Origin of the sequence: Paenibacillus sp. CH40 (assembly GCF_024213605.1) — a bacterium.
GTDB lineage: Bacteria > Bacillota > Bacilli > Paenibacillales > Paenibacillaceae > Paenibacillus > Paenibacillus polymyxa_B.
Genome location: NZ_JANAVQ010000003.1, coordinates 176,262 through 202,894 on the forward strand (window position 1 = coordinate 176,262; position 26,633 = coordinate 202,894).

Consider the following 26,633-nt stretch of genomic DNA (forward strand, 5'->3'; position numbering starts at 1 on the left):
ATATTTTTAGGACTTGCCGGAAACGAGGATCTCCCTTCGTTTGCCACTCGTTTTTTTGTACTTAATTTTCGTCGCTTCTCCTCCCCTCAGATGGCGGATGGATTTATGGTATTCGAGAATGTGCTTCACCTGATCGGCAAGATCCGGGTTGATTTCAGGCAGCCGTTCGGTCAGATCTTTATGCACCGTGCTCTTGGAGACACCAAATTCCTTGGCAATCGTACGGACCGTATTCCTTGTTTCCACGATACAGCGACCGATTTTGATGGTCCGTTCCTTGATGTAATCGTGCACGCTCCCGCCTCCCTACTGTGGATAGTTTGGTACATTATATGAGGAGCGTGCCTATATATTCGCGGTTTGGCGGGAAGACATGCTTCGGAAGGCCTATTTATTTGGCAAAAGCAGCTTATGTTTACCTTATGCACAAAAACTACACAAGAAAAAAGCAGGGAATATGGATTCCCCGCTTTGCATGCAAAGCCATGACCAAATTTATTTTTTAGGAAGCAGACCTGCTGGATTCACCGGCTTGTCATCCTGATACACTTCAAAATGCAGATGTGTTTTCAAATCCTTTTCAAGCTCGTTACGACCCGCTGAAGCAATCACATCGTTTTGTTTCACTTGATCGCCTTCTTTTACTTTCAGATCACTCAAGCTTTGGTACACCGTTTTGAGATTATTATCATGCGTGATTTCTACGACATTACCTACCAGCGGATGTTGTTCTACACGGGATACTTTGCCACTCAGGGCGGCTCTCACTTCAAACGCCTGATCGTCGGCCCGGGAAAGATCAATTCCAGTGTTAGCGGTAAATGTTTTATCGTACTCTACCATAGCTGCCGCCTGCTCATCAGCTGTTGCGTTCTCATCAAAGAACGGCTTTACGACTTGTACTGCGCCAGCATCTGTCACTGGCCATGCGATATTTTCCGACTGGGCAACTACTTCCACGCTTTCTGGCTGTTGTCCGTTAACATCGGTATTCACTGCACTTGTGCTTTGTACCGATGGACTAGCTGGGTCAGGTTTGAAAGACTTCTGGCTGGCATCCTGATAGACCCACACTAAGGTTAGTATAATGGCTGCTGCGGCAATGTAGGCTGCCGGGTATGCCCACCTTTTGGACAACAGCTTTTTCCACGAAGACGGCCGTGAAGCTCTTCCACCCTGAAAGGTTTTGGGTGTTTCTTCATGGTTTTGGTTCTGGTTTTTATTTTGTTCATTCATTTGCTCATCACCTCAGTAACCAGTGTTACCGGGTGCAACTCTTTTATACTTCAAAGTTTCGAAATATTTACTAACTTAGAATACGAGAGGCTAACGCAAAAGAAATGCCAGTATAATAGTGAAGGAGAATTTGGGTGGCAGTATGACCTTCCTTGGCCATTCCATTGGCTCCCCACTGACTCATACCAACACCATGACCATAACCATAGGTTGTTATAGCAATCCGATCCCCTTCAGCCTTCCACGTAAACTCAGCCGAACGTAACCCCAGTTTGTTACGGATTTCCGGCCCTGTAAAGATTGAGCCACCAACCTCAATCTTCTTGATGCGATGTCCTTCCGTCTTGGAGAGTATACGAATCTCTGGCATACTTCCTCCTCCAGTAGAGGCGGCAATTGCAGTACGACTCAATCCCAATCTATCGAACACACTCTGACGGCTCAGTGTGACGGTATCTGTATAACGCGGGGCCAACTGCTTGTCCCATGGACTTGACACACTTCGTAAATAGGGTACTGGCTTCGCCCATACATCCTCTGAATTTTCGGTATAGCCGTTGCTAGTAGAAAAAAAAGATGCCGTTATGGGCTTCCCCTCATATACCATGATCGTATCCTTGGTGTCTCGTACAGCCTGCTGAATTTTAGCCAGCTCTGCGGATTTACCAGAACGCCCCCATTCTCTAGTAAGTTTGGCTTTGGAGATATAAGCCTGATGTTTAACAGTATCCGTCACATCAGCTCCCGCCGGCGCACCGCTAGTGTCATCAGCCAGCAAACGTCGGGCAATGAAGGTACGCGCGGCAATAGCCTGTGCTTTTAGTGCCTCGCGCTCGAAGCTGGGCGGCATTTCGGCGGCTACTACGCCGACAATGTATTGCTCCAGCGGTAACGTCTCCGTGCGACCGGTAGACGTAACGTACACGCGCACGTCCGGCTCTGCTGCCACCGGCACGCTGCGCGCTGGAGCAGCGGGCACCGCCGGTATCGGCGGGACGCCCGGCAAGCGCGTGACGGGCGTCTCGCCCTTTGCCGTCACGCTAGGCGCAGCTGGTGCTGCCGTGCGACTGCTCGGCGGCAACGGCTGCGCCGTCTGGCGAGGCCACGCCATTAGCGCGGGCACAGCCATGGCAAGCACCAGCACCCCTGCCATGGCAGCGAATGGCAGCCATGGGCGTCTACTGCCCCAGCGCGGGGTACGCCCGGCGGATGGACGCAGGTGCGGCAGCGTCACTTGCAGCGGGGTTGCAGCGCGTGTGTCATGGGCCGCTGCTCCAGCGATAGGCAGAGCCGTATCAACGGAGTTCACAGCGGAAGGCACGGCTGTTGTACGCCGATTGGGCTTGACGCCAGTCGGCAATGTACCTCTTGTGTCCGGCTGCTGTTGCATAAGCTTATTTTTCTGTAACGAAGTAGCTATAGAGCCAGAGCGTTCCTCCGCAAGTGAAGCCTGGCAATGTTCCTTAGGATGATGAATGGGTATACGGATGCGAACCTGTGAATCTTTCATAGGCTGAAACCTCCATCAAAGGGCTAAGTGTCCGGCTGGAAGTACAGATATACTCCAGCAGATATTTTCAATCATATGAAGTCGTCCACTTTGATAGAACCATTTTAAGAGAACTGAAAGAATGAAAAAGACTGGCTGCAAACAACAAAAAACCAAGCCCTTTCGGACTTGGTTCTTTATTGTTCAAGAATATACTTATGCAACATGAAGCTACATACGTTAAGGCTTAGGCGAGGGAAGGCTGGATCTTCTTAAACAGATTCCCCGACGTCTCTTCCGGCATTACGCGCTCTGTACTGGGTGAATGATCCAGTTTGGACTCTTCCACGGTCACTCTGTAAATGTCCGCTCCCAATCCAGTCAGCTTCTCAGCCAAATGAACGTAACCGCGATCGATGTGATGTACGCCGGATACCTCCGTTGTACCTTCCGCAATGAGTCCGGTCAGAATTAACGCAGCACCTGCACGCAAATCTGTAGAGGTTACTTTCGCACCTGTCAGCTTAGCATTACCAGTTACAATGGCGGAACGACCTTCGACCTTAATTTCGGCATTCATGAGATGAAATTCATCCACATGCATGAAACGATTTTCAAACACGGTTTCCGTAATAATGCTCGTTCCTTCAGCGGCAAGTTGAAGTGCCATCATCTGAGACTGCATATCGGTAGGAAAACCAGGATAAGGCAATGTTTTAACATCAACGGCCTTTAACGGCTTATCTGCAATGACACGAATTCCGTTCTCATCAGGTTGAATGGTTACACCCATTTCTTCCATCTTGGAAATAACCGGTCCCAAATGATCGGATATTGCGCCTTCTACATATACGTTCCCGCCTGTGATCGCAGCAGCAACCATATAAGTACCTGCTTCTACCCGGTCGGGAATGACGGTATGTTTTACACCATGCAGCTTCTCGACGCCTTCAATACGAATAACGCCCGTACCCGCACCGCGTACTTTGGCACCCATTCCATTCAGGAAATTTGCGAGATCAACAATCTCAGGTTCCTTAGCAGCATTCTCGATGGTAGTTACGCCCTCAGCAAGAGTAGCGGCCATCATAATATTCTCGGTTGCTCCTACGCTGGCTACATCCAAATAAACTTTAGCTCCACGCAGACGCCCGTTACTTTTAGCTTCAATAAAACCTTGGCCCAGGCTAATCTCCGCGCCCAATGCCTCAAACCCCTTTAAATGCTGATCAATTGGTCGCGTTCCGATTGCGCATCCGCCTGGAAGCGAGATTCTTGTACGTCCCAAACGTGTAAGCAGCGGTCCCATAACCAAGAATGATGCGCGCATTTTCCTAACCCACTCGTAAGGGGCTTCACAGGAAATTATCTTCCGCGCGTCAACACGAATGACCTCATCTTGGTATGTAACGCCTGCTCCTAAGGACTCCAGCACTTTGTTAATGGTCATCACATCGTCTAGAGGAGGTGCATCAATAATAACACTTTCTCCTTCTTCTCCTAGCAGAGAAGCGGCGATGATCGGCAGAACTGAGTTTTTGGCTCCGCTGACTTTGACACTCCCGGTCAATCTGTTGCCACCGCGGACGATAAATTTGCTCATCTATGGTTCCCTCCGCGCGTCATTTCCCTTTTCCATTCTGGAAAAAAAGAACATATTCCGCTATTTTCATGCCTTGCTTTTTCATTACATAAAAAAACAAGGTTTTACTAATACCCTAACTGCCATCATACCACTGATTAAAACAAGTATACAAGCGTTTTTTGTACTTGATGACCATTGTACTCTAACTGATTCAGCCAGCTATACATGTATGGTTCTTTTGTTTACCATTGTTAACAATATGACGCGATGTTATTCGACAATTCCCGCAGAGACACAGTCATAAGGTCATATAACCCGCCTACTTCATGTTAAAACAAATTCTAGAGCATCTGGCTCCAAGAGATGTAGCTCAACAGGAACCCAGAAACCAACTGTCCCAAGATTATAGCAAGAAACAAGTGCAGCAATCTGCCCTGCGGTCCTTTGGGTTGCCGGATTAACAAATCCAGCTTCAAGCTCTGTAAAGCCCACCAAGCTAACGCTATACAGATAAGCGACACGATCATGGAGATCAGCGCGGTCATACTCGCCGATTGACTTAGCTGTTCAGCCAATTGCTGTTTCCCGTTCAACCATAATTCCTCCCATCTGCGTCACAGACTTCTTTATAATACTCGGCGAACGCCTAATATGCCAGTGCTATTTCTGCTTTTAGGACATTTTTTTCGACAAAATGTGATTAATCACTTCTGTTTTGTGAATTTAAAAGGTACTAAATACCTAGCAACCGGGCAAGAAATAGGACTGTACATTTTGGTAATAACAGCTAAAAAAAGGGCCCGATCACAGTGATCGAAGGAAGCAAGGTTCTCCCTCACCTTCTACCGGACATTCTTTGGCAGAAGTTATGAAGTGGTCTCCTTGTCGTTCCATCCGTATACTATGCCGAACCCTTTTAAAATTCCACTTAAAATCCAATATTAATTCTTATTGGTTCTGATGCTTGTAGCATTTAAACGGTTAAGCGCCCGTTGCAGAGCTACTTCCGCCCGATGGTGATCTATCTGTTCCTGTTTGCTCTGGAGCCGCAGTTCTGCCCGCTCCCTTGCCGCACGGGCACGCTCCACATCAATTTCTTCGGAACGTTCCGCACTCTCAGCCAAAATGACCACTTTATCCTTGCGGACTTCAAGAAAGCCCCCATTGACCGCGATCACTTCGGTTTGACCACCGATTTTAATGCGTATCGGTGCAATCTTCAAGGGAGTGACCAAGGGAAGGTGTCCGGGTAAAATCCCAAGATCGCCTTCCGAGCCGCGAACACTGATGCTGTTTACCTGTTCTGTATAGACCAGGCGCTCCGGCGTCACAATCTCTAGTAAATACGTGCTCACTTGAATCCCTCCTGGAAGCTGTCCACAGACAGCTCACTTCGTAAGGCTCGGCTATTCTTCGCCTGTTGTTTACAACGTTTTAGCTTTTTCAACTGCTTCTTCGATGGCTCCTACAAAAAGGAAAGCCGCTTCTGGAAGATGGTCATACTTGCCTTCCAAAATTTCTTTGAAGCTTCGTACAGTTTCTTTAACCGGCACATATTTACCTGGGAAGCCGTTAAATGCTTCGGCAACGTGGAAAGGTTGAGAAAGGAAACGCTGGATTTTACGTGCACGTGCTACCAACATTTTATCTTCTTCACTCAGCTCATCCATACCCAAGATCGCAATGATATCCTGAAGCTCATTGTAGCGGGCCAAAATTTGTTTTACCCCTTGCGCTACATTGTAATGCTCTTCACCCACAACGTCTGGAGCCAAAATACGGGAGCTTGATGCGAGTGGATCAACCGCCGGGTAAATACCCATTTCGGAAATTTTACGTTCCAGATTCGTTGTAGCATCCAAATGGGCAAACGTCGTAGCAGGAGCCGGGTCAGTGTAGTCATCCGCAGGCACATAGATCGCCTGAATGGAAGTAACAGAACCTTTTTTAGTAGAAGTAATCCGTTCTTGCAATTGACCCATCTCAGTAGCCAGCGTAGGCTGGTAACCTACTGCTGAAGGCATACGTCCCAACAAGGCCGAAACCTCAGAACCCGCTTGAGTAAAGCGGAAAATGTTATCAATAAAGAGCAACACGTCACGGCCTTCTTGGTCACGGAAGTATTCCGCCATCGTCAGACCTGTGAGAGCTACACGCAAACGTGCACCCGGAGGTTCGTTCATTTGTCCGAACACCATCGCTGTTTTGTTGATAACGCCGGAATCTCTCATTTCATGATACAAGTCATTTCCTTCACGTGTGCGTTCACCTACACCCGCAAATACAGAAATACCACCATGCTCCTGAGCGATATTGTTAATCAATTCTTGAATGGTTACAGTTTTACCTACACCAGCACCACCAAACAATCCGACTTTACCACCTTTGGCATAAGGAGCTAGCAAATCGATAACTTTAATACCTGTTTCGAGCATCTCTGCTTGAGTTGTCAGCTCATCGAAAGAAGGAGCTTGACGGTGAATCGGATTTCTAGCCGTTTCACTCATATCAGCACCATTATCAATTGGCGTTCCAAGTACGTTAAATACGCGTCCAAGAGTAGCTTCGCCGACAGGTACTGAAATAGGTGCTCCCAGATCTATGGCTTCAGCTCCACGAACCAGACCATCTGTGGAAGACATGGCAATACAACGCACACGGTTGTCACCTAGATGTTTTGAAGCTTCGAGCGTCAGGTCAATTTTGACTCCGCTCTCCAGCACAGTCCCAATATGAATGGCATTCAGGATTTCCGGAAGCTGTCCACGTTCGAACTCAACGTCGACAACCGGACCCATGATGCTCACTACGCGTCCTTTGTTCATCTTTTGGTTTCCCTCCTACAAGCTTGCACAGCCGCAAATCCGAACCACTCTGATTTGTTTTGCGCCCGCAATTTATCATAATAGTGTAGACATGCTATAAAACAGTCGCAACAAGCCTGATTAAGACTGAGCGCTTGCCCCTGCAACGATTTCCGTAATTTCCTGGGTAATAGCCGCTTGACGAGCACGGTTATAGGTCAAGGAAAGCTCACCAATTAACTTGGAAGCATTCTTCGTAGCAGATCCCATCGCCGTCATCTTCGCTCCCAGTTCACTAGCTTTACCATCCAGCAAAGCGCCGTAAATGAGCGTTTCCGCGTAACGCGGCAGCAATACTTCCAGCACTCCTTCTGGTGAAGGCTCATACTCATAGTTAATTGAGGATGAAGCTGTAGCTGAATCCGGTGTTGCCATTGGTAACAGACGGTCAACTGTTGGAATTTGAGTCAATGCGTTGACAAAGCGGTTATAGCATAGATAAAGCTCATCAAATTCTTTAAGTTCAAAGCCTTGTACAGCCTTGCTTGCAATTGTTTTGATATCTGCAAAAGCAGGTGTATCTGACAGATCTGTTACCGATTCAGCGATAGGAAATTCACGACGTCTGAAATAATCCCGTCCTTTTCGCCCAATGATGAAAATCACAAATTCATCCTGTGAACGGTGACGTTCAGCAATCGTCTGCGTAACCTGTCGCAAAATATTGGCGTTATAACCACCAGCCAGACCACGATCAGATGTAATGATGAGATAAGCAGTCTTTTTAACCGGACGCGTTTCCAGCATTGGATGCTTGATGTTATTCGCTCCAGAAGCAATGCTACTCACAACTTCCTTAAGCTTTTCTGAGTAAGGACGAGCCGACTCCGCTTTCTCCTGAGCTTTTCTCAGCTTGGATGCAGCGACCATTTCCATCGCTTTCGTGATCTGTTTCGTACTCTGCACACTTTTAATCTGACGTTTAATCTCGCGCATACCTTTTGCCATGATTTCACCACCTTTAAGCTCTAGCAAAGCCAAAGCTAACTTCGTAAGCAATCCCTTAGCTTAGCTTGGACCAAGTCTAAGCACTTCGTAAGATTCAAATCCAGCCGGACATATGTTAAAGGGCCTGTTATAGAGGGTAAAACATGCCAAGGAAGCCAAAACCCGGAGGGCACGCTTCCTTAGGACATCTTTCATCATAAACAGGCAATTCCAATGTATTAAACCGACGTGGCGAATGATTTTTTGAATTTCTCGATAGCCGCCTTCAAAGCCGCTTCGTTATCAGCCACCAAGTCTTTCGTGTCGCGGATAGATTGAAGCACGTCCTGATGGTCAGACACCATGAAAGACAGGAAGTCTTTTTCAAAACGTTTTACATCCGCTACAGGGATATCATCAAGGAAGCCTTTTACTGCAGTATACAAGCTCACTACTTGTTGCTCTACAGCAAGCGGTTGGTTAACGCCCTGTTTCAGAATTTCCATCATGCGTGCGCCGCGATCCAGACGGGCTTTTGTGGATTTATCCAAGTCGGACCCGAATTGGGAGAACGCTTGAAGCTCACGATATTGAGCAAGATCCAGACGCAGGGAACCTGCTACCTTTTTCATCGCTTTAATCTGAGCAGAACCACCTACACGAGATACGGAAATACCTACGTTGATCGCTGGACGTTGCCCTGCATAGAACAAGTCAGCTTCCAGGAAGATCTGTCCATCCGTGATGGAAATAACGTTAGTTGGGATATATGCAGAAACGTCGGAAGCCTGTGTCTCGATGAACGGCAATGCGGTAAGTGATCCGCCGCCCAACTCATCATTCAGCTTCGCTGCACGTTCCAGCAAGCGAGAGTGAAGATAGAAAACGTCACCCGGATAAGCTTCACGACCCGGTGGACGACGCAGCAACAGGGACAATTCCCGGTAAGCTGACGCTTGTTTAGTCAAGTCATCATAAACAACAAGGACATGCTCGCCTTTGTACATGAAATACTCACCCATGGCGCAGCCAGAGTAAGGAGCAATGTACAGCAATGGTGATGGTTCGGAAGCAGATGCCGTAACGACAATCGTGTATTCCAGCGCACCGTGACGACGCAATGTTTCAACAACTTGAGCTACCGTGGATTGTTTTTGACCAATAGCGACATAAATACATTTCATGCCATTGCCTTTTTGGTTCAAAATTGCATCGATTGCGATAGAAGTTTTACCTGTTTGACGGTCACCGATGATCAACTCACGTTGACCACGACCAATCGGAACCATCGCATCAATAGCTTTAATCCCCGTCTGCATAGGCTCATGTACCGATTTACGGGCCATAACACCTGGAGCCTGACTTTCAACCGGACGGAATTCTGTTGTAGCAATCGGTCCTTTACCGTCTACCGGTTGTCCCAGTGGGTTAACTACACGTCCGATCAGCGCTTCCCCTACAGGGACCTGCATGATCTGACCTGTACGTTTTACTTGACCGCCTTCACGAATGTCGGAGAATTGACCCAAAATAACAACACCGACATTGCTTTCTTCCACGTTGAGCGCCAAGCCCAATACGCCAGTGTCGAATTCAACCAATTCACCGGCCATAACTTTTTCCAGTCCGTAGACGCGGGCAATACCGTCGCCGACTTCAACAACAGTGCCGACTTCAACGACCTCGATATCATTTTTATATTGTTCAATCTGACTTTTAATCAATGAACTGATTTCCTCAGGTTTGATACTCAAGTGTGTTCACCCCTATCTTCTATACTCGTCTGTTAAAGGATTTCTCGAGACGATCCAGCTTGCCGGCCAGACTGCCGTCGTACAGTGTATCGCCGATAACCACTTTCAATCCGCCCAGCAGACTCGGGTCCACTATATTTTCCACGCGGATTGTTTTATGTTCACGGGCTCCGAATTGCTCGGCTACCGCTGTTTTTTCCTGATCACTTAAAGCATAAGTCGAATACACCTTTGCATGAGCAAGCCCCAGCTTATATTCCTGAATATCGAGGTATCCGGCAAGGAGAGATTCGAACAAATCTGCTCTACTACGCTGAATCAACAGTTTGATCGTGTTAATTAGCGAAGCAGACAGCTTGCCTTCAAAACTGTTAGCCAGAACTTGAAGCTTGACCGTTTCCGTAATGTTAGGAGAATTAATGAATTTACGGATTTCAGCATCCCCCGATACAGCCTCTACAAAAGCACGTAGCTCCTGCTCGGTTTCCATAATGGTCTGTTCTTGCTCTGCCACTTCAAACAAAGCTTTCGCATACCGTTTGGCAACTACCGTATCCCGGCTCATGCTTTGCCTCCTACCTCTTTAAGGTATTGGTCGACAAGCTCTCCTTGGACTTGGTCTTCCTTGATTTCCTTTTGAATCAGTTTGGAAGCAATTTGTACCGAAGCTTTACCCACTTCGCTGCGCAGTTCGGCAACCGCCTTATTACGCTCGCTTGTGATTTCACGAACAGCTTCGTCTTTCAGGCGGACAGCTTCGTCTTTAGCCTGAACAATAATTTGCTCCGCTTGCTTGTTACCTGTTTGTTTTGACTGCTCAATAATGTCGTACGCTTCCTTACGTGCCTGCTGGAGAGCCTGCTTTTGCTCCTCAACATAAGCAGCAGCCTGTTCACGCGTCTGTGCCGCTTCATTCATTTGCTGTAATACAAGCTGACGGCGCTTCTCCATAACGGAAAAGAGAGGGCCGAATGCATAACGCGTCAGTAACCAGTACAAGATCAAAAATGCAATGATTGTGAAAACGATACTTGTCCAATTTAAACTCAATTGAAGTCACTCCTTTCCGGTGAACGTCGGTCCTAGTTATCTCTTAAGCCAAGCAACAAAGAAGGCGCGGATGGCTGTGGCCTTCCCCGCCAAACCTTGCAAGTTTCAAATTATTATGCCTTAGCGTAGAAAATAAACGCCAGAACGACCCCGATAATAGGCAAGGCTTCAACCAGACCTACACCGATAAACATTACCGTTTGCAAAGTTGATTTAGCCTCAGGCTGACGAGCGATACCTTCAACTGTTTTACTTACGATCAGACCGTTACCAATACCTGCGCCGAGCGCACCCAAACCTACTGCGATAGCTGCTGCTATTAATGCCCAAGCTCCCATTTAAAAATCCTCCTTAGAGATGTGTATTTGTGTTATACATGTATTTGCAGTTAAGAGCGAAGCGTACTCCTGAACTTAACTAAAAACCCGAAACTAAATTTACCTAATGCTCTTCTTCATGCGTGTCAATTGCCTGTGAAATATATACGAACGTCAAAATGGTGAAGACGAACGCCTGAATACTGCCGACAAAAATACTAAACCCTTGCCAGACAACGAGTCCCAATACGGAAGCAATCCAGCCTCCTACACCAAGTGCTGTCAATTTCAGCAGGACACTGATCAAAACTTCGCCAGCAAAAATATTACCGAATAGACGCATACCATGTGTCAACAGTTTTGAAAACTGCTCAATCAAGTTAATTGGCAAAAAGAATGGAAATGGCTGAACGTAATGCTTGAAGTAAGCTTTGGTATTACGGAAGATCCCTAGGAAATGAACCAGGACAAAGATCATCAAAGCCAATCCAATGGATACCCCTGCATCTGCGGTAGGTGATTTCCACCAGCTGATGCCTACATGGGCAACTTCGCCCGGGTGAGACGCCTGTGCTTGTTCTAATGCTTCTTTGACTGGAATGATTTCATGTCCAAATACTTGGGCACTTTGCGCATTATCGAATTCGGTCACAATCCCGAACGGTAAGCCCAGCATATTCCCTACGAAAATGAACATGATCAGCGTCATCCCCAAGGAGAGGAACGGCTTCCCTTTTTTCAAATCCATCGTGCTGGTAATCAGTCCTTGAACGAATTCTACGACCCATTCCATAAAATTTTGCAGCTTGCTTGGATTGTCCACAGACAAATTGCGGGTTGCAGCAAATGCCAGTCCAAATACAATCGCACAAGTCACAATAAGCATAATAATGACGGACAAGTCAATGTTAAACCCGCCCAATTCGATAATCGGTGATTCATGCAACATGTTTTCTCACCCCTTTCTCAGTTGAGCCATCATTTTTCCTGTAGCGCGAATATGATGCCTATAATTAAAAGAAGAAATTGTCCAGTCACCAGGCTTGCCATTACAGCGATCTCATGGAAATAGGCCGGAAATTCTAGCGCCAGCACTACTGCCAAAATAGAGGTCCCTACTCGAACGCCAAAGCCAATGCCCACCTTTTTCTTCTTGCCTTCACCGGCGGCTGCACTTGCAACCTGTCGAATTTTGTAGGCCATATACAGCACATTAAGACAGCTTACTCCCGTTCCCAGAATGATTCCGTGAGCAATGTCACGATGTTGGGGCATGAAGGCGGAGACCAGGAAACACAGAGCCATAATACCAAGCGCTACGATCCATAACATTTTTTGCATACGGGTCATCTCATTCATGGTTATCCCTCAGTACCTTTCCGATCACAAGGGCAATACTTAATGCGCCTACAACCAAGCCTGCGAGAACGCTTACGCCAATCCAAATTCCGGAGCCACCAAGTTTGGCATCAATCCATTTTCCGACATAGAAACCACCCAGTGTGCATATCGCCAAATCAATGCCGATCGCGCTCACCAGTCCTATAGCCTTAAAGGCATTTCCGGTGTTATTTCGGTTGTTGTTTTGCTTGGAAGGTTTGACCACTTTTCCATGTCACCCCTGCAATTCCAGTCCATTTTACTTAAATATAAGATGCTTTGTCAATTGAGATATTTTAGCGCCCTAAAGTATAAAATCAAACGACAAAGCATCTTAAATTGCTGTATCCCTTGGTAACCGTACAGTTTAACTGTATGCTTGCCTTGTAAAGAATAATTATATCGGACGAACACCTTTTGTGAACATTGTGTGAAATTCTTCAGGACGTTCGGTTTGAACACCATAATGGTGCAAAATCGCATTGACAATTCTTACTGATGCTTGTCCATCGCCGTAAGGATTCGCTGCCTGGCTCATAGATTCGTACAACGCGGAATCTGTCAAAAGTGCCTTGGTCCGATTGTACACGTTCTCTTCACTCGTACCCACCAGTTCCAAGGTGCCCGCTTCAATTCCTTCCGGTCTTTCAGTCGTATCACGCAGCACCAGAACAGGTACTCCGAACGAAGGTGCTTCTTCCTGAAGCCCACCGGAATCCGTAAGGATCAGATGTGTATGTGGATAAAAATTGTGAAGATCCACGACATCCAGCGGATCAATCAGCTTAATACGCGGATGGTTGCCTAAAATCTCAAATGCAGGTTCCTTCACAGCCGGACTCGGATGAACCGGATAAACAATAGCGATATCCTCAAACTCATCCGCAATTCGCTTAACCGCATTAAAAATCTGACGATGCGGTTCCCCTTGGGATTCCCGGCGATGTGCTGTCATGAGAACCAGACGTTTGCCCTGAGCCCAGTCCAGTACGGGATGCTCGTAATCCTGGCGAACCGTATACTGAAATACGTCAGTTACTGTATTGCCTGTAACATATATTCGCGATTCAGGCTTATTTTCCTTCCGCAAATTTCCAGCCGATAAAGAAGTAGGCGAGAAATGCAGATCAGACAGCACGCCTGTGAGCTGACGGTTCATTTCTTCAGGATATGGAGAAAGCTTGTTCCACGTCCGCAAACCCGCTTCCACATGCCCTACTTCAATCTGCTGCATAAAGGCTGCATAGCTGGCCAGGAAAGTCGTCAGCGTATCACCGTGAACTAACACGATATCGGGCTTGGCCTCACGCAATACAGGCTCCAGACCTTGAAGTACCCGCATGGAGATTTCATTCAGTGTTTGGCGATCCTTCATTACGTCCAGATCATAGTCAGGGTGAATATTGAAAACTTCCAGAACCTGATCAAGCATCTGGCGATGTTGAGCCGTAACGCATACCACGGACTCGATATGCTCCGGATGACGCTGAAGCTCCAAAATAAGAGGAGCCATCTTAATCGCTTCCGGACGCACACCAAAAATTGTCATCACTTTGATTTTGGACATTTTCTGTTGAACCCCTTTTCATAATAAATGTCCGCTTCACAGGTCTTCCATTATTCAGAAAAACGACCTGTCATAACGTCCATAGATTTTGCCGAACCGCCAAGGGCAGTCTACTTGGTTCCGTACAAGCGGTCTCCCGCGTCGCCAAGACCCGGAATGATGTATCCATGATCATCCAGACGCTCGTCCAATGCAGCGACATAGATGTCTACATCAGGATGCGCATCCTGCACAGCTTTGACTCCTTCAGGAGCAGCAATCAGATTCATCATTTTAATTTGAGTACAGCCTCTCTTTTTCAATACATCAATCGCCGCAATTGCCGAACCACCCGTTGCAAGCATCGGATCAATCACGATCAATTCGCGCTCAGTTACATCTGTAGGCAGCTTCGTATAGTATTCTACGGGTTGCAGCGTCTCAGGATCGCGGAACAGTCCCACATGGCCTACCTTTGCTGCAGGCAGCAGCTTTACTACGCCATCCAGCATACCCAAGCCTGCACGCAGAATCGGAATAAGACCCAGCATACGTCCTGAAATCACTTTACCTTCTGTCTCAGCAACCGGTGTCTGCACCGTAATGCTTTCCAGCGGGATATCCCGTGTAATTTCATAAGCCATCAATGTTGCTACTTCATCCACCAGCTCGCGGAAATCCTTGGTGTTGGTCCGCACATCGCGGATAAATGTAAGCTTGTGTTGGATCAAAGGGTGATCGCAAACCACCAGTTTTGCCATAATATATTCCCTCCGTTGCTTCTTCAGATACTGTGTTATTTTTAATTACTTAGCAAGTATCCTTCATAAATCCTAATCATTATATCATTCTAACCGTGCTTTTACACTAAAGGCTATATGTACAAAAATCATAAACTAAAATTAGTATATCATTATATAGGTACTACTTAATCTTAAAGCTCAATGAACAAGAGACTGTCAAGTGACAGTCTCTTGCCAAAGTATTTCTTGATTAATTATAATATTACCATACCGCTTTCCCACTGCATGTATACGTGCAATTTGAACTACATGAAAAAGTACATGTGGTTGCACAACCACCTGTACAGGAAAAGCTACATGTTCCACAATAGCCTTGAACATCTTCTCTATTTCCAACATTTCTTTTGGAAAATAAGTTTCTCATATTTTTCACCTCCTTTCAGGTGTAAATATCAAACCATTATGCATTAACTTCACTCATTACCAAGTTTATTTCATTAGTATTAAAATCTATGGTCCAGTTAGAGTTTGGGTGCCTTTTCCATTGATACTTTTTAGAAGTACAAGTCCACCAGTTCTCCATAGCAACCATAGTCTGACCGAGATCTTTCACAATCCTCTCATATAAATCATTATGAATCATTGCAGTATCGGTAAAAGTATTTATTAGTTCTTGCAATGCAGTTTTTCGTTCATACATTTGTAAGATTTCTTCTTTTTCGGATTCCAGAACGACTCCTACTATTTCGTTTTTCATAATTTGCACCCCTTAGTTAAATAAATTTATTGATTAATCAATTGCTTTGACTTTGTTTTATAAAAATTATGAATAGGATCTAAATAATCTATACTTTTTAAAGCATTTCTAAATATTATCCCTTCTTTCTCTAAACAATTTTTAATCTGAACTGAACATTCCCTTTCAATATGACTAATGACACATTGAATTTCAGAAGGTACATTGATCTGAGTAGTGAGCTTATGATTTAAATATTTACATCTGCTGCAGTGGAATGCATCACATCCCTTGCATAAGGGTGATTGTTCCAAGCCCACTAATTCATTTGTTTGCAGTTTTGTATCTAGATCAAGATTGCACATATATTTTTCAGGGTCTTCAAAGTAAAAAGCAGGGCACATATAAATTCTTCCATTGGGGGCAAGTGTGAATGTATTCTCTCCAGCACCACAGTTACACATTTTATCCAGTTCTAAAATATCAGTCAGTACATTAATTTCCAAGGGTCTTCCCTCTTTATAACTTTCAATTATCAACGTTGAGAGTTTACTTAACTCTCTTTCATAATTCTCCAAATTTTCTTTCTTCCAAAGTTCGATATCATCTAAAATAAGGTTAATTCTATTAAAGTCAAGCTTTAAAACTTTAATAAACCTTTCGATATTAGGTATATTTCCTTTATTGATTTTGAGAATGCATAATTGATTATTATTATTTTTATCTATTTTTCTTTGAATTTGATATATGTCGTTGTCAAAAATTTGTATAAACTTGTTATCATTGTAATAATTCGTTTTACTCATTCGTAGTATTGAAGCATCAGCGTAAGGAAAATCTCCTAATAGTATAGGCGTCAATTTATGTTTTTCACAAAACTCCAGCCCAAGCTTATAAGTCTCCTCATCCATATATTCACTTTCTAATCTAATTTTACTTTTGTATGAACAATGCGTTGTTATGTGATCCGACTCCAAAAACATTAAGTACTTCTCTTTCCCATCCGGTACTGTTACTGTTGGTTTAATTCCCGTTCTTTTCTCAAATTCGTACCAGAAGTAATCATTTGCATTACAATTTGCTTTATGCATCTTACATATAAAAGTTGCCCTTTGAAATATAGTATCAGTAGATGCCGTATCATAATTATGTCCCACACACCATGCGCATCCAGTTGCAACTTCACAATTGATACATTCTTCCTTACTTTGATTTTGAAGATTAAGTAACATAAAGGGTCTTAAACGGTTTTTATCAATGCCAGTGTGTATATTACCGATCGAGTATCCGGGTCTATTGCTCAAGGAATAATCAACGAATCTAACACATGGGAAAAAGTCACCTTTATAATCTATAGCAAGCATTTTTCCAACTCCACAAAAATTCTGATTAAGCTTTTCCTCATCAAGTGGTTTACCTAAATTTTCTTCAAAAAATCTTACGTTATGATCCTTCCATAGATCGTGTTCTAGAATATAATCTGCTAATTCTTTGAGTTGGTTCTCAAAAATCTGGTCGTCTCCTTCCTCCCACACATCTTCAAATATTACATTTGCTGATACATCATTTATCCCTAAATCCCATAAACTAATTATACTATCTTTAAGGTGTGGTAAATCATCGTGTGAAAAGGTAGCCTTAGTATGACTGTTTGGAAACTGTTTCTGCCATAACGAAATATTATTCTTCACAAGATCGTATGAACCACTGCCATCAGGAAAAACTCTTTGCAGATCATGTTTGGTCTTATTTCCGTCTACACTAATTCCAATATTCAACTTACTATGATTCTTCTTAATAAATCTCTGAACCTTAGGCGTATGGTATAAAAGACCGTTCGACGAGAAATTAAAACGATAATTGTTAAACCAGAGATGATCCAATTGATACATCTGAATTTTTATATAATCACAAATTTTATCAATTAAATCAATTTCCAGGAATGGCTCGCCTCCAATAAAGTCCCAAATCACAGCTTTTTCTGGAAAATCTTCCGGATGACTCAATATATAATCAACTGCTTTTTTGGCAACATCAAATGTCATTTTATTTTTATGATTTTTACCCACTATATAACAATACTTACAAGCTAAGTTGCAGTCCTCTGTAACGCAAAAAGTAATTTGTTTCCCTTCTTCTGATCTCCACTCTTCTACGGTTTTACCCAACATATAGTTCAGTGTACTCATATTCTTCCTCCCAAAGTTCCCCTTTTTAATAATGAATTTATTTCATCATACCTAAAGTCTATTTTGCTAATTAATCTGGCTATATGACCACTTATGAAAGCTGCTGCTATACTTGAACCAATTAGATGCTTATAATTAGGAATTTCATCAATTTTTTTCACATTATTAACATTATCGCAAGCATAAAAATACTTATTAGTATAACAATAATTTTCTGGATCTAAATTAGACGTGCTCTTGACCCCAATAACATTCGCTAATCGAGCAGGTAGAGATCTCACTTTATCGTTATTAGCAGCAGCTACTACAAAGATTTTATGGTCTTGAGCTTCACAAGACAATCTTTTCAGCGGTTTTGCATATCTCAAGCTTTTGGTTCCAAGACTCATATGAACAATGTCAGGATTATATTCTATTGCTCTCTTAAAAGCATAAAGTAATAATCTTCCGTCAGATCTTAATTCTTCATTTAATATGTTCATACTTATAAACTCAATATTTGGTGTGATATGCTTTATTGCCATTGCAACTGCTGTACCATGATCGTTATTATATGAAAATTCATTTTTCTCCAATACAGTACCATTTCTATCTAAGCTAAAACGTATAGATTCTTTTACATGTTCTACGAGCCCCCCTTTGTCTATGTCTATTCCGCTATCCAACACCACAATTTTGACAGGTCTAAAAGCAAAAGTATTCGTTTGTCTCACACTCTTCCTCCTTATCATTAGATTGACATTTCAGAATTAAATAGATCTATATAATTTTTGTTATTAGTTAAACTAGTATGGATACCACTCTCAATAACCTTTCCTTGATCAAGAATGATAATTTTGTCACAATCAATAACATTAGATAAATGATGCGCTATAATAACTATTGTATGATTATGAGAGAGTAAGTTAAGTGTGCTATTAATAAAGTACTGTGACTCATTGTCAACAGAAGAAGTTGGTTCATCCAACAAAATAATTCTAGTATTCCTTAATATAGCCCTTGCAATTGCAAGCCTTTGTTTTTCCCCCCCCGATAAATTGGTACCGTTTTCACCAATTATAGTCTCATACCCATTTGGCAAATTAATAATAACATCATGTATGTAGGCCTTTTTACAAGCTTCATAAAGGTCCTCAATAGTAGTATCAGGATTAGCAACAAGCAAATTTTCTTTTATTGATCCACCAAAAAAATAGGGTGCCTGTTGAACAAGCGTAATATACTTCCTAAGACTAATTTCATCTATTTCTTGCAAGTCATAATCATCAATATATATCTGACCACTTATAGGCGAATAAAATCTAAGCAATATATTGAAAATTGTCGATTTACCAGCACCACTTCTTCCTACAATTGCTGTTTTGGAGAAAGGTGCAATTTCAAAGCTTACATTATCAAGTATTACACGATCTGTCTCATAGGAAAAAAACACGTTTTTAAAATTTATACTGCCCTTTAGATTTTCTGAATTTCCATTATTTTCAAATTTAAATTTGTATTCTTTTCTATCCATAACTGCAAATATTCTTTCAAGTGATACAACTAATCTTTGAAAATCAGTGTTAAATTCTGTAACTTGCATTAGTGAATTAATTAATTGAAATGAATATGTGTTTAAAGCAATAAAAATTTCTATAGATAATGTTTTAGTTTCAACAACAAGATATGCACCTATCAAAATAATAAGGATTTGGATAATAAAGCTAACAATCTGGGCAAGGTTCTGAGAAATAGCCTGTAAATGTACAATTCTAATTTTTTTTGATTTAAGTTCTTCCGTGGCTGTGCCGAAGTTAATTAAATTCTGATCTCGTATATTAAGATTTCTAATTTCCTTAATACCAATAAATGACTGCTGAACTATGAAATATATATAATCATTAATACTGGAGGCTTCAGTACTTCTAGCTTTAATATGCTTAGAAAATAATTTTATAATCAAATATAAAACTGGAATTAGTGCAACAATCAAGAGAGCTAATTTCCATTCAATGAAAAAAAGAGTTATACCTATAGCTAAAGACGTTAGTAAATTCACGATAAAGTGTACCGACTTACCCACAATGACGTCGGCAACGACCTCGGTATCATTGTGTAATTTAGAAATAAATTCAGACACACCTATTTTATCAAAATCATAAATTGATAAGTTCATTATTTTCTTATATAACGTTTGTTTTAAGTTTAAAATAATAGATTCATTTAAAAACGAAAAAAGGTGTGCTCTTCCGAGATTAACTAGAGTCTGAATTAAAAAGAATATTATAAAATAGAATGTAAATTTATATAGTTCATTTAAGTTTTGATTATATAAGGAAGTAAGAATTTTTGCCCATAATAAAGGTTGAGCAAGACTTAATATAACTGAAACTACTATCACACCTATATTTACTAAAAATTTCAATTTATAAGGACGAATTAGCACCCACATTCGTCCTAGTAATTTCAAGGTTATTGGATGTTTAATATAATCCATAATCTAGCCTCTCGCCTTGTGACTTTAAACTCTCTAAACAAATAATAATACAATTCATTCCATATTAATGTGATCATTCTCTCAAATAAATATTTTTTTGAATAAAAGCAATTTATATACAATAATATGCAAATTAAAAAGCTTATCCGATAAATGAATCGGAAAGCTTTCTCATCTACGTTTATCTATACTTCAAATTGTCCCATGCCCCCTGAAATTGCTGAAGCATTTCGTCCTTCGTGATAACCCCTGCAATATAGGCTTGCATACTACTGCTTAAATCCTGATTTAGCCCTTTCGGGAAGCGTTGAAAGTTCCAACTCCATATCTTGCCTTCCCTCACATGCCGAGATATTTCTGCACCTAGATCACCTGTCGTCTCGTCACTGGACGTGATACTTTTGAAGGCAGGAACAAACTTAAATTCCTTGATGATATAATGTTTGCCTGTTTCTGATGTGACCAACCAATTGAGGAATTCTTTTGCCTCCTGCTTCACAGGCGAATTTTTATTGATCACCCAGTTCGAGGCCACTCCCACCGCGAGTCTACCTCCTGTGGAGGGATCATTGTCTATAGGCGTAGGCAGAATACCCAAATTCAAGTTAGGATTAATTCCATCCATTTGCGGTTGCGTCCAGTTCCCCTGGTGCATCATAGCAGCCTTACCTGTCGAAAACAGTGTCACTTGTGTATTGTAATCCGTCGTGAGCGGATTGCGGTTCCCATATTTTATAGTCAGGTCAAGCAACTTTACCCATTGATCGAACACGGGGTTACCGGGGATGCGAGCCGTTCCTTTGTTTAAATCCTCAACGTAACTTTCCGGGTTCGGCTGTCTGGCAAACGGGATATTGATAAAATGGTTCCCCAGAACCCACCATTCCGCATACCCGTTAGCAAAAGGTATAATCCCTGCCGCTTTCAGTCGCTTGGCTGCTTGCTCCAGTTCATCTATCGTCTGAGGCAGTTTGGTTATGCCCGCTTTTTTAAATAAATCCTTGTTATAAACAAATCCAAATCCTTCCAGATTCATAGGCTGTCCATAAATCTTACCGTTAACCGTCATCGGCTTACGAGCGAAATCGTCCAGATCCTTCACCCATGGCTGATCCGACAAATCCTCCAAGTACTCCAACCACGTATCGCGGTCTTGGTAGCCCTCATTTGTAAAAATGTCCGGCTGATCGCCTGATGCGAATTTTGCCTTCAACGAAGCACCGTAGTCCGTACCACCACCGACAGATTGGATATCCAGCTTGATGCCAGGGTGGGTCTTTTCATATTCAGCCTTCAGCTTGTTTAACGGTTCCGATATCTCTACTTTGAATTGATAAATGTGTATCGTTTTTGTCTTACTCTGTTGAGCCTTCGTATTTCCACAACCTGCAAGTGTACATGCGAGCAGCACCATCAAGGAGATGACAAGTAACGCTGTTTTTTTCATCGATTATCTCTCCCTTCAGCCTTTGACCGCGCCGGCTGCAATGCCAGAAACGATGTATTTTTGCATCACCAGAAAAAACACAACAATTGGCGTGATCCCCAACACCAGTGCTGGCAGCGCCAAGTCCCATTGCTTGGTGTACTGACCAAACAACATATAGGTTGCAATCGGAATGGTACGCAGCTCAGGATCATTCAAAATGAGTGAAGGCAACAGATAGTCATTCCAGATCCATAAGGTATTCAAGATAAGCACGGTTACGAACATAGGCAGCAGCAGCGGACAAACGATGCGAAAGAACACCCCGTACCGGGATGAACCGTCCACCCTTGCCGCCTGCTCGATCTCAATAGGTACCGCTTTAATAAAGCCATGAAAAAGAAAAACGGATAAAGGCGCTCCAAAACCCAGATAACATAAGATCAGTCCCGGTATACTGTTGTTCAAGCTCAATACGTTGGACACTTCCATAAGCGGCAACATAATCGATTGAAAGGGAACTACCATCGCAGCCACAAGCAAACCGAACAGGAACCGATTAAAACGAGTGTCATGCCGAACCATCTGGTAAGCGGCCATCGAGCTGATTAGTAGCAAAAGCGCATTACTGACGATCGTGACAATCAGTGAATTCCCCAGTGCTGTGGGAAAGTTTATTTTATTCCAGGCGTTAGCATAGTTTTCAAAACGGAAGGTTGTCGGCCACGAAGCGGAATGGGCCAAAATGTCGCCAAAGGATTTAACGGAGTTTACGAGCAAAAAATAAAACGGAACCAGAAAGATTAACCCGATCACAATTAGCATTATTTCAGCAGCCCATGTGCCCAAACGATAGTTTGACGTTTTTCCCATTACATTTCGACCTCCTTTTTCTTCGTGAGACGCACCTGAATGCTGGTTATGATTGCAACGACCACAAAGAAAATCATAGCTTTGGCAGTCCCTAATCCAAGTCGATTATTTGTAAACGCTTCATTATATATGTCCAACGCTACAGACTCTGTCGACTTGAAAGGTCCCCCCTTTGTGAGAGCCAAATTCAACTCAAATATTTTAAAGGACCAGGATATCGCCAGGAACAAGCAGACGGTCACCGCTGGCATAATAAGTGGCACTACAATATGACGCAGAATCTGTCTTCGGCTCGCACCGTCGATTTGTGCCGATTCAATAAGGGCATGCGGGACATTATTTAACGAGGATATGTAAATAACCATGAGATAACCTGCATATTGCCACACAAACACAATGACAGTTCCCCAAAAAGCAGTTGGCCCATCACCCAGCCACGGCAGTTTAAAAAAAGAAAGCCCTGTTGCCTCACCTACTGCAGAAAAGCCGCGTACAAATATAAATTGCCAGATAAAGCCGAGCAGCAAGCCGCCAATCATATTGGGCATAAAAAATACAGTTCGCAGTGCATTACGGGTACGCAACGGTTTGGTAAGTGCATAGGCTAGGAAAAAGCCAATCAGGTTCGTCAGAACGACACCACATACGGTAAACCGGACCGTAAACCAGAATGCATTACGAAAATCTGGATCATCCCTAAAAATATGAATGTAATTCCCCAGTCCGAGCCATCGGATATTTTCAGATACTCCATCCCAGTTGGTCATAGAATAATACAGCCCCAGCAGGAACGGAATGACCATAATCAAGACAAAAAACAACGCCATCGGTCCTACAAATACGAGTTGCTGCAAAAATTGCGCGGATTTTCTTTGACTCAATGCAATCACTCCTTTGTCGTCGATCATGAAGGATAGCGCGCATAAACCCTTACTGTAATCGCTTATTACCCAAAAATGTATGTTTCGAGTCGTTCGGAAGCAAAAAAAGACTGTTCTCCTCCGGCTTACGGAAGGAAAACAGCCTATAACATAAAAATTATGAATGTCGATGAATTAGTATTGAGTTCCTGGATAAATCGGGAACTTATCTGTCAACTCGCCAACCGCTTGGCTTGCTTTGGACAATACAGTATCATCTTTCGGGTTTTTAAGGGTTTCAGCAATGATTTTACCGATTTTGACCATAGCCTCTTCATCCATACCACGAGATGTTGCAGCAGGTGTACCAATACGAATTCCGCTTGTTACGAATGGACTGGTCGGGTCAAAAGGAATCGCATTTTTATTGACTGTGATGCCCACGGAATCCAATACATGCTCCGCTTCTTTACCTGTGATATTCAAATTGCGCGTATCCAACAGCATCAGATGGTTATCCGTACCACCGGATACAATGTTAATCCCTTCAGCCAACAGTGTTTCAGCCAGCACCTGTGCGTTGCGAACTACGTTTTGCGCATAGGTTTTGAACGATGGCTGGAGCGCTTCACCCAAAGCAACCGCTTTGGACGCGATCACATGCATCAGTGGCCCCCCTTGAGTACCAGGGAAAATAGCTTTATCAATCGCTTGCGCCCATGCTTTGCGAGTCAGAATCAGACCCCCACGCGGACCACGCAGCGTTTTGTGTGTCGTTGTTGTTACAAATTGGGCATGCGGAACTGGACTTGGGTGAATTCCCGCTGCCACGAGACCAGCGATATGTGCCATATCCACCATAAACAGAGCGCCTACATCATTGGCAATGGAAGCAAAAGCTTCAAAATCAATAGTACGCGGATATGCACTCGCGCCAGCTACAATCAGACGAGGACGGTGCTTAAAGGCTGCCTTGCGCACTTCATCGTAGTCGATGCGGAAGTTGTCTTCGCGTACACCGTAAGCAGCAAAGTTATACAACAAGCCGGAAGCGTTAACCGGACTTCCGTGTGTTAAATGGCCACCATGCGCCAGATTCATACCCAGTACAGTATCTCCAGGTTTGAGAGCTGCCAGATACACCGCCATGTTGGCTTGTGCTCCAGAGTGAGGCTGCACGTTAGCATGCTCGGCGCCGAACAATTCTTTTGCGCGGTCACGTGCGATGTCTTCAACGATATCTACATGCTCACAGCCACCATAGTAGCGTTTGTTCGGATAACCTTCAGCATATTTATTCGTCAGCACGGAGCCCATGGCTTCCATTACTGCTTCACTGACAATGTTCTCGGATGCGATTAACTCGATATTGTGGCGTTGTCGTTTCAGTTCAAGTCCCATTGCTTCCATCACTGCCGGGTCACTTTTACGCAGGTGTTCCATCATGATTGATTACTCCCTCTCCATAGTCAATTGTTGGGTATACAAGCAAACGCCTGCTCCTCTGTTGGGTACCTCATCATCAATGCAAAAAAGATTAGTACAAACATGCCGCCATGCCAAATGCTAATCGCAGTTTCCGCCGACTTCTTGCTCCAAACTATACACTGCCCGTTGTCCACCAATAAGCGGAGGACGGGTGAATGCCGCTGTCACACGTGCTTCGCCAATCCAGCGAAGACTTGGGCGAAATGGAACAGCAATGGGTCGCAGATGCATGCCAATCAGCGTTTCGCCGATGTCTATCCCGGCATGGGCCTGCACGTTCGCCGCCAAACACGCGTCACTCATAGAACGATAGGCGACGGTGGCCATAGAGCCTCCTGCTGTACGAACAGGAACAGCTGCAACCTCCGTCAGTCCCAGTCGCTCCAGCACAGCCCGTTCAACGACCAGCGCTCGGTTCAAATGCTCACAGCATTGAAACGCCACATCAAAGCCATACTTCCTGCGGACGGACTCTACTCCAGACAACAGTTGCTGAGCCACATCGAGCGCTCCCGCCGTACCAATCCGACTTCCAGCCACTTCACTTGTGCTAACGCCAATAACTAGCAGGCGGCCAGCCTTGAGACTGGCTGCTTCTGCGATTTCCCGCACGACAGAAGTGGTCTGTGCTTCCAGCGAAATCTCATGATCCAATTGTCCCACTATTGGAACCTCCTTTGGTTGAACAGCCTCTCAGAGACTAGGCACGGTCTCATGCCCCAAATTCAACACACTCTCTCCTGATCACAATCTGACTATATTATAGCCGATGTTTCAGATTTCGAGCAGAAAAAATGGAAGAACCTTTAAAGGAATCAACTCTCAGCTAACAATCTGGCTCAACTTGTATATGAAAAAAAGAGCAGTCCACACCTATGTGGAATTGCTCTTTTGCCCAGGCGACCGGCCGTATATCCGATGCTCCATCGTGGTTAATCCCACTTTTGTCGCCAGTTACATCGGATTCTCATTTTTCCACCTTATCTTAACGGATTAGCCGCCGAAAATCAACAGATTCCGTACAAAACAGATGAGTAATACCAATTTTATTCGGAAGAAGCCTTTAGCTTGTCCAGCAGCTTATGCAGCGCCGTACGGATTTCCGCAGCTGTGACATCGTAGTCTTCTCGCGAACCGCCAAACGGATCTGAAATATCAAAGCCCGGAATCCGTTGGTGTAATTCAATCATTCGTTCACGCTCCTGCGCCGATAGCTCTTGTCCGAGTGAAGCCATCAACTGCTGTGAAGCATATAACCCATCCAACTCCTGTACATCATTCAACACCTCATCCCGGTTCTCCACATATTCCTTAAGCGTAAATACTTTGCCCGCCGTTTGGGGAAAGCGCTGAATGACGTGCTGTTTATGTCCTTGCGTCAAGGTTAAGATCAGATGCGCCCACCCGGCAAGCCCGTCGCTCAAAGGGGTTGAAGTGATCTGATCGGATATATCGTGATCACGTAGAACCGCCTCTGCATGTCGGGATATCGGCGCGCCTTCCATCGCGGCTACTCCCGCAGAACGCACTTCCAGTTCTAGCCCCTGCTCAGCAGCCAACTTACGCAGCATCCCTTCAGCCATTGGACTGCGACAGGTATTCCCTGTGCATACGAATAAGATATTCTTCAACGTTTTCACCCCCCGTATGTTAAAAAAATATATAAACAGAGGATTACTATAATCCTAATCCTT

27 protein-coding genes and 1 riboswitch are annotated in these 26,633 nt (G+C 43.8%); all 27 genes read right to left on the reverse strand.

From position 1 onward, the window contains the following. Positions 1–6: 6 nt before the first annotated feature. Positions 7–294 (reverse strand): sporulation transcriptional regulator SpoIIID, encoded by a 288-nt coding sequence (gene spoIIID, locus NLX73_RS10725; RefSeq protein ID WP_007432737.1) that lies wholly within the window; start codon positions 292–294, stop codon positions 7–9. Positions 295–495: 201 nt separating this feature from the next. Then, positions 496–1,236 (reverse strand): M23 family metallopeptidase, encoded by a 741-nt coding sequence (locus tag NLX73_RS10730; protein ID WP_069290539.1) that lies wholly within the window; start codon positions 1,234–1,236, stop codon positions 496–498. 70 nt (positions 1,237–1,306) lie between these two features. Then, a complete protein-coding gene (gene spoIID / locus NLX73_RS10735; protein ID WP_254326141.1) occupies positions 1,307–2,746 on the reverse strand; it encodes a stage II sporulation protein D in 1,440 nt (479 codons plus the stop codon). Between the two features lie 226 nt (positions 2,747–2,972). Then, on the reverse strand, positions 2,973–4,328 hold the full coding sequence (gene murA, locus NLX73_RS10740) for a UDP-N-acetylglucosamine 1-carboxyvinyltransferase (RefSeq protein ID WP_013312320.1): 1,356 nt from the start codon (positions 4,326–4,328) through the stop codon (positions 2,973–2,975). Positions 4,329–4,651: 323 nt separating this feature from the next. Continuing rightward, a complete protein-coding gene (locus tag NLX73_RS10745; RefSeq protein ID WP_013373430.1) occupies positions 4,652–4,903 on the reverse strand; it encodes a DUF1146 family protein in 252 nt (83 codons plus the stop codon). Between the two features lie 348 nt (positions 4,904–5,251). Beyond that, entirely contained in the window at positions 5,252–5,665 is a 414-nt protein-coding gene (locus tag NLX73_RS10750; protein WP_013312322.1) for a F0F1 ATP synthase subunit epsilon, read from the reverse strand. 69 nt (positions 5,666–5,734) lie between these two features. Next, entirely contained in the window at positions 5,735–7,135 is a 1,401-nt protein-coding gene (atpD, locus tag NLX73_RS10755) for a F0F1 ATP synthase subunit beta (RefSeq protein ID WP_013312323.1), read from the reverse strand. A gap of 120 nt (positions 7,136–7,255) precedes the next feature. Further along, positions 7,256–8,122 carry an ATP synthase F1 subunit gamma gene (gene atpG / locus NLX73_RS10760; RefSeq protein ID WP_039271553.1) on the reverse strand — a complete coding sequence of 289 codons (867 nt, stop codon included), beginning with the start codon at positions 8,120–8,122 and terminating at the stop codon, positions 7,256–7,258. A gap of 218 nt (positions 8,123–8,340) precedes the next feature. Beyond that, on the reverse strand, positions 8,341–9,855 hold the full coding sequence (atpA, locus tag NLX73_RS10765; RefSeq protein WP_013312325.1) for a F0F1 ATP synthase subunit alpha: 1,515 nt from the start codon (positions 9,853–9,855) through the stop codon (positions 8,341–8,343). A gap of 19 nt (positions 9,856–9,874) precedes the next feature. Next, a complete protein-coding gene (locus NLX73_RS10770) occupies positions 9,875–10,420 on the reverse strand; it encodes a F0F1 ATP synthase subunit delta (RefSeq protein WP_061832042.1) in 546 nt (181 codons plus the stop codon). Continuing rightward, entirely contained in the window at positions 10,417–10,905 is a 489-nt protein-coding gene (gene atpF, locus NLX73_RS10775; protein ID WP_023990709.1) for a F0F1 ATP synthase subunit B, read from the reverse strand. The genes NLX73_RS10770 and atpF overlap by 4 nt, the downstream gene beginning before the upstream one ends. 113 nt (positions 10,906–11,018) lie before the next feature. Then, a complete protein-coding gene (gene atpE, locus NLX73_RS10780) occupies positions 11,019–11,243 on the reverse strand; it encodes a F0F1 ATP synthase subunit C (RefSeq protein WP_025683777.1) in 225 nt (74 codons plus the stop codon). Positions 11,244–11,346: 103 nt separating this feature from the next. Continuing rightward, positions 11,347–12,171: a F0F1 ATP synthase subunit A gene (gene atpB / locus NLX73_RS10785; RefSeq protein ID WP_103047405.1), complete on the reverse strand. Its 825-nt coding sequence runs from the start codon at positions 12,169–12,171 to the stop codon at positions 11,347–11,349. A gap of 29 nt (positions 12,172–12,200) precedes the next feature. Next, complete coding sequence (locus tag NLX73_RS10790; RefSeq protein ID WP_103047404.1) at positions 12,201–12,581, reverse strand: ATP synthase subunit I; 381 nt, start codon at positions 12,579–12,581, stop codon at positions 12,201–12,203. After that, positions 12,574–12,828, reverse strand: a complete 255-nt coding sequence (locus tag NLX73_RS10795) for an AtpZ/AtpI family protein (RefSeq protein ID WP_103047403.1) — start codon at positions 12,826–12,828, stop codon at positions 12,574–12,576. Before NLX73_RS10795 ends, NLX73_RS10790 begins: the two co-directional genes overlap by 8 nt. A gap of 171 nt (positions 12,829–12,999) precedes the next feature. Further along, positions 13,000–14,169, reverse strand: a complete 1,170-nt coding sequence (gene wecB, locus NLX73_RS10800) for a non-hydrolyzing UDP-N-acetylglucosamine 2-epimerase (protein WP_254326143.1) — start codon at positions 14,167–14,169, stop codon at positions 13,000–13,002. A gap of 110 nt (positions 14,170–14,279) precedes the next feature. Then, complete coding sequence (gene upp, locus NLX73_RS10805; RefSeq protein ID WP_013312332.1) at positions 14,280–14,909, reverse strand: uracil phosphoribosyltransferase; 630 nt, start codon at positions 14,907–14,909, stop codon at positions 14,280–14,282. A gap of 442 nt (positions 14,910–15,351) precedes the next feature. Further along, positions 15,352–15,648, reverse strand: a complete 297-nt coding sequence (locus tag NLX73_RS10810; RefSeq protein ID WP_254326144.1) for a CXXX repeat peptide modification system protein — start codon at positions 15,646–15,648, stop codon at positions 15,352–15,354. Positions 15,649–15,674: 26 nt separating this feature from the next. After that, complete coding sequence (locus tag NLX73_RS10815; protein ID WP_254326145.1) at positions 15,675–17,816, reverse strand: radical SAM peptide maturase, CXXX-repeat target family; 2,142 nt, start codon at positions 17,814–17,816, stop codon at positions 15,675–15,677. After that, entirely contained in the window at positions 17,813–18,529 is a 717-nt protein-coding gene (locus NLX73_RS10820) for a S8 family serine peptidase (RefSeq protein WP_254326146.1), read from the reverse strand. Before NLX73_RS10820 ends, NLX73_RS10815 begins: the two co-directional genes overlap by 4 nt. 17 nt (positions 18,530–18,546) lie before the next feature. Continuing rightward, positions 18,547–20,292, reverse strand: a complete 1,746-nt coding sequence (locus NLX73_RS10825; protein ID WP_254326147.1) for an ABC transporter ATP-binding protein — start codon at positions 20,290–20,292, stop codon at positions 18,547–18,549. A 181-nt stretch (positions 20,293–20,473) separates the two neighbouring features. After that, a complete protein-coding gene (locus tag NLX73_RS10830) occupies positions 20,474–21,739 on the reverse strand; it encodes an ABC transporter substrate-binding protein (RefSeq protein ID WP_165177739.1) in 1,266 nt (421 codons plus the stop codon). Between the two features lie 15 nt (positions 21,740–21,754). Next, positions 21,755–22,591 carry a carbohydrate ABC transporter permease gene (locus tag NLX73_RS10835; RefSeq protein ID WP_165177741.1) on the reverse strand — a complete coding sequence of 279 codons (837 nt, stop codon included), beginning with the start codon at positions 22,589–22,591 and terminating at the stop codon, positions 21,755–21,757. Continuing rightward, positions 22,591–23,472: a carbohydrate ABC transporter permease gene (locus NLX73_RS10840; protein ID WP_165177744.1), complete on the reverse strand. Its 882-nt coding sequence runs from the start codon at positions 23,470–23,472 to the stop codon at positions 22,591–22,593. Before NLX73_RS10840 ends, NLX73_RS10835 begins: the two co-directional genes overlap by 1 nt. A 174-nt stretch (positions 23,473–23,646) precedes the next feature. Beyond that, on the reverse strand, positions 23,647–24,897 hold the full coding sequence (locus NLX73_RS10845) for a serine hydroxymethyltransferase (RefSeq protein WP_013312336.1): 1,251 nt from the start codon (positions 24,895–24,897) through the stop codon (positions 23,647–23,649). Between the two features lie 120 nt (positions 24,898–25,017). Then, on the reverse strand, positions 25,018–25,605 hold the full coding sequence (locus NLX73_RS10850; RefSeq protein ID WP_254326383.1) for a TIGR01440 family protein: 588 nt from the start codon (positions 25,603–25,605) through the stop codon (positions 25,018–25,020). Between the two features lie 220 nt (positions 25,606–25,825). Further along, a riboswitch (ZMP/ZTP riboswitch) is annotated at positions 25,826–25,907 on the reverse strand. Positions 25,908–25,985: 78 nt separating this feature from the next. After that, entirely contained in the window at positions 25,986–26,570 is a 585-nt protein-coding gene (locus tag NLX73_RS10855) for a low molecular weight protein arginine phosphatase (RefSeq protein WP_250260251.1), read from the reverse strand. Positions 26,571–26,633 lie beyond the last annotated feature (63 nt).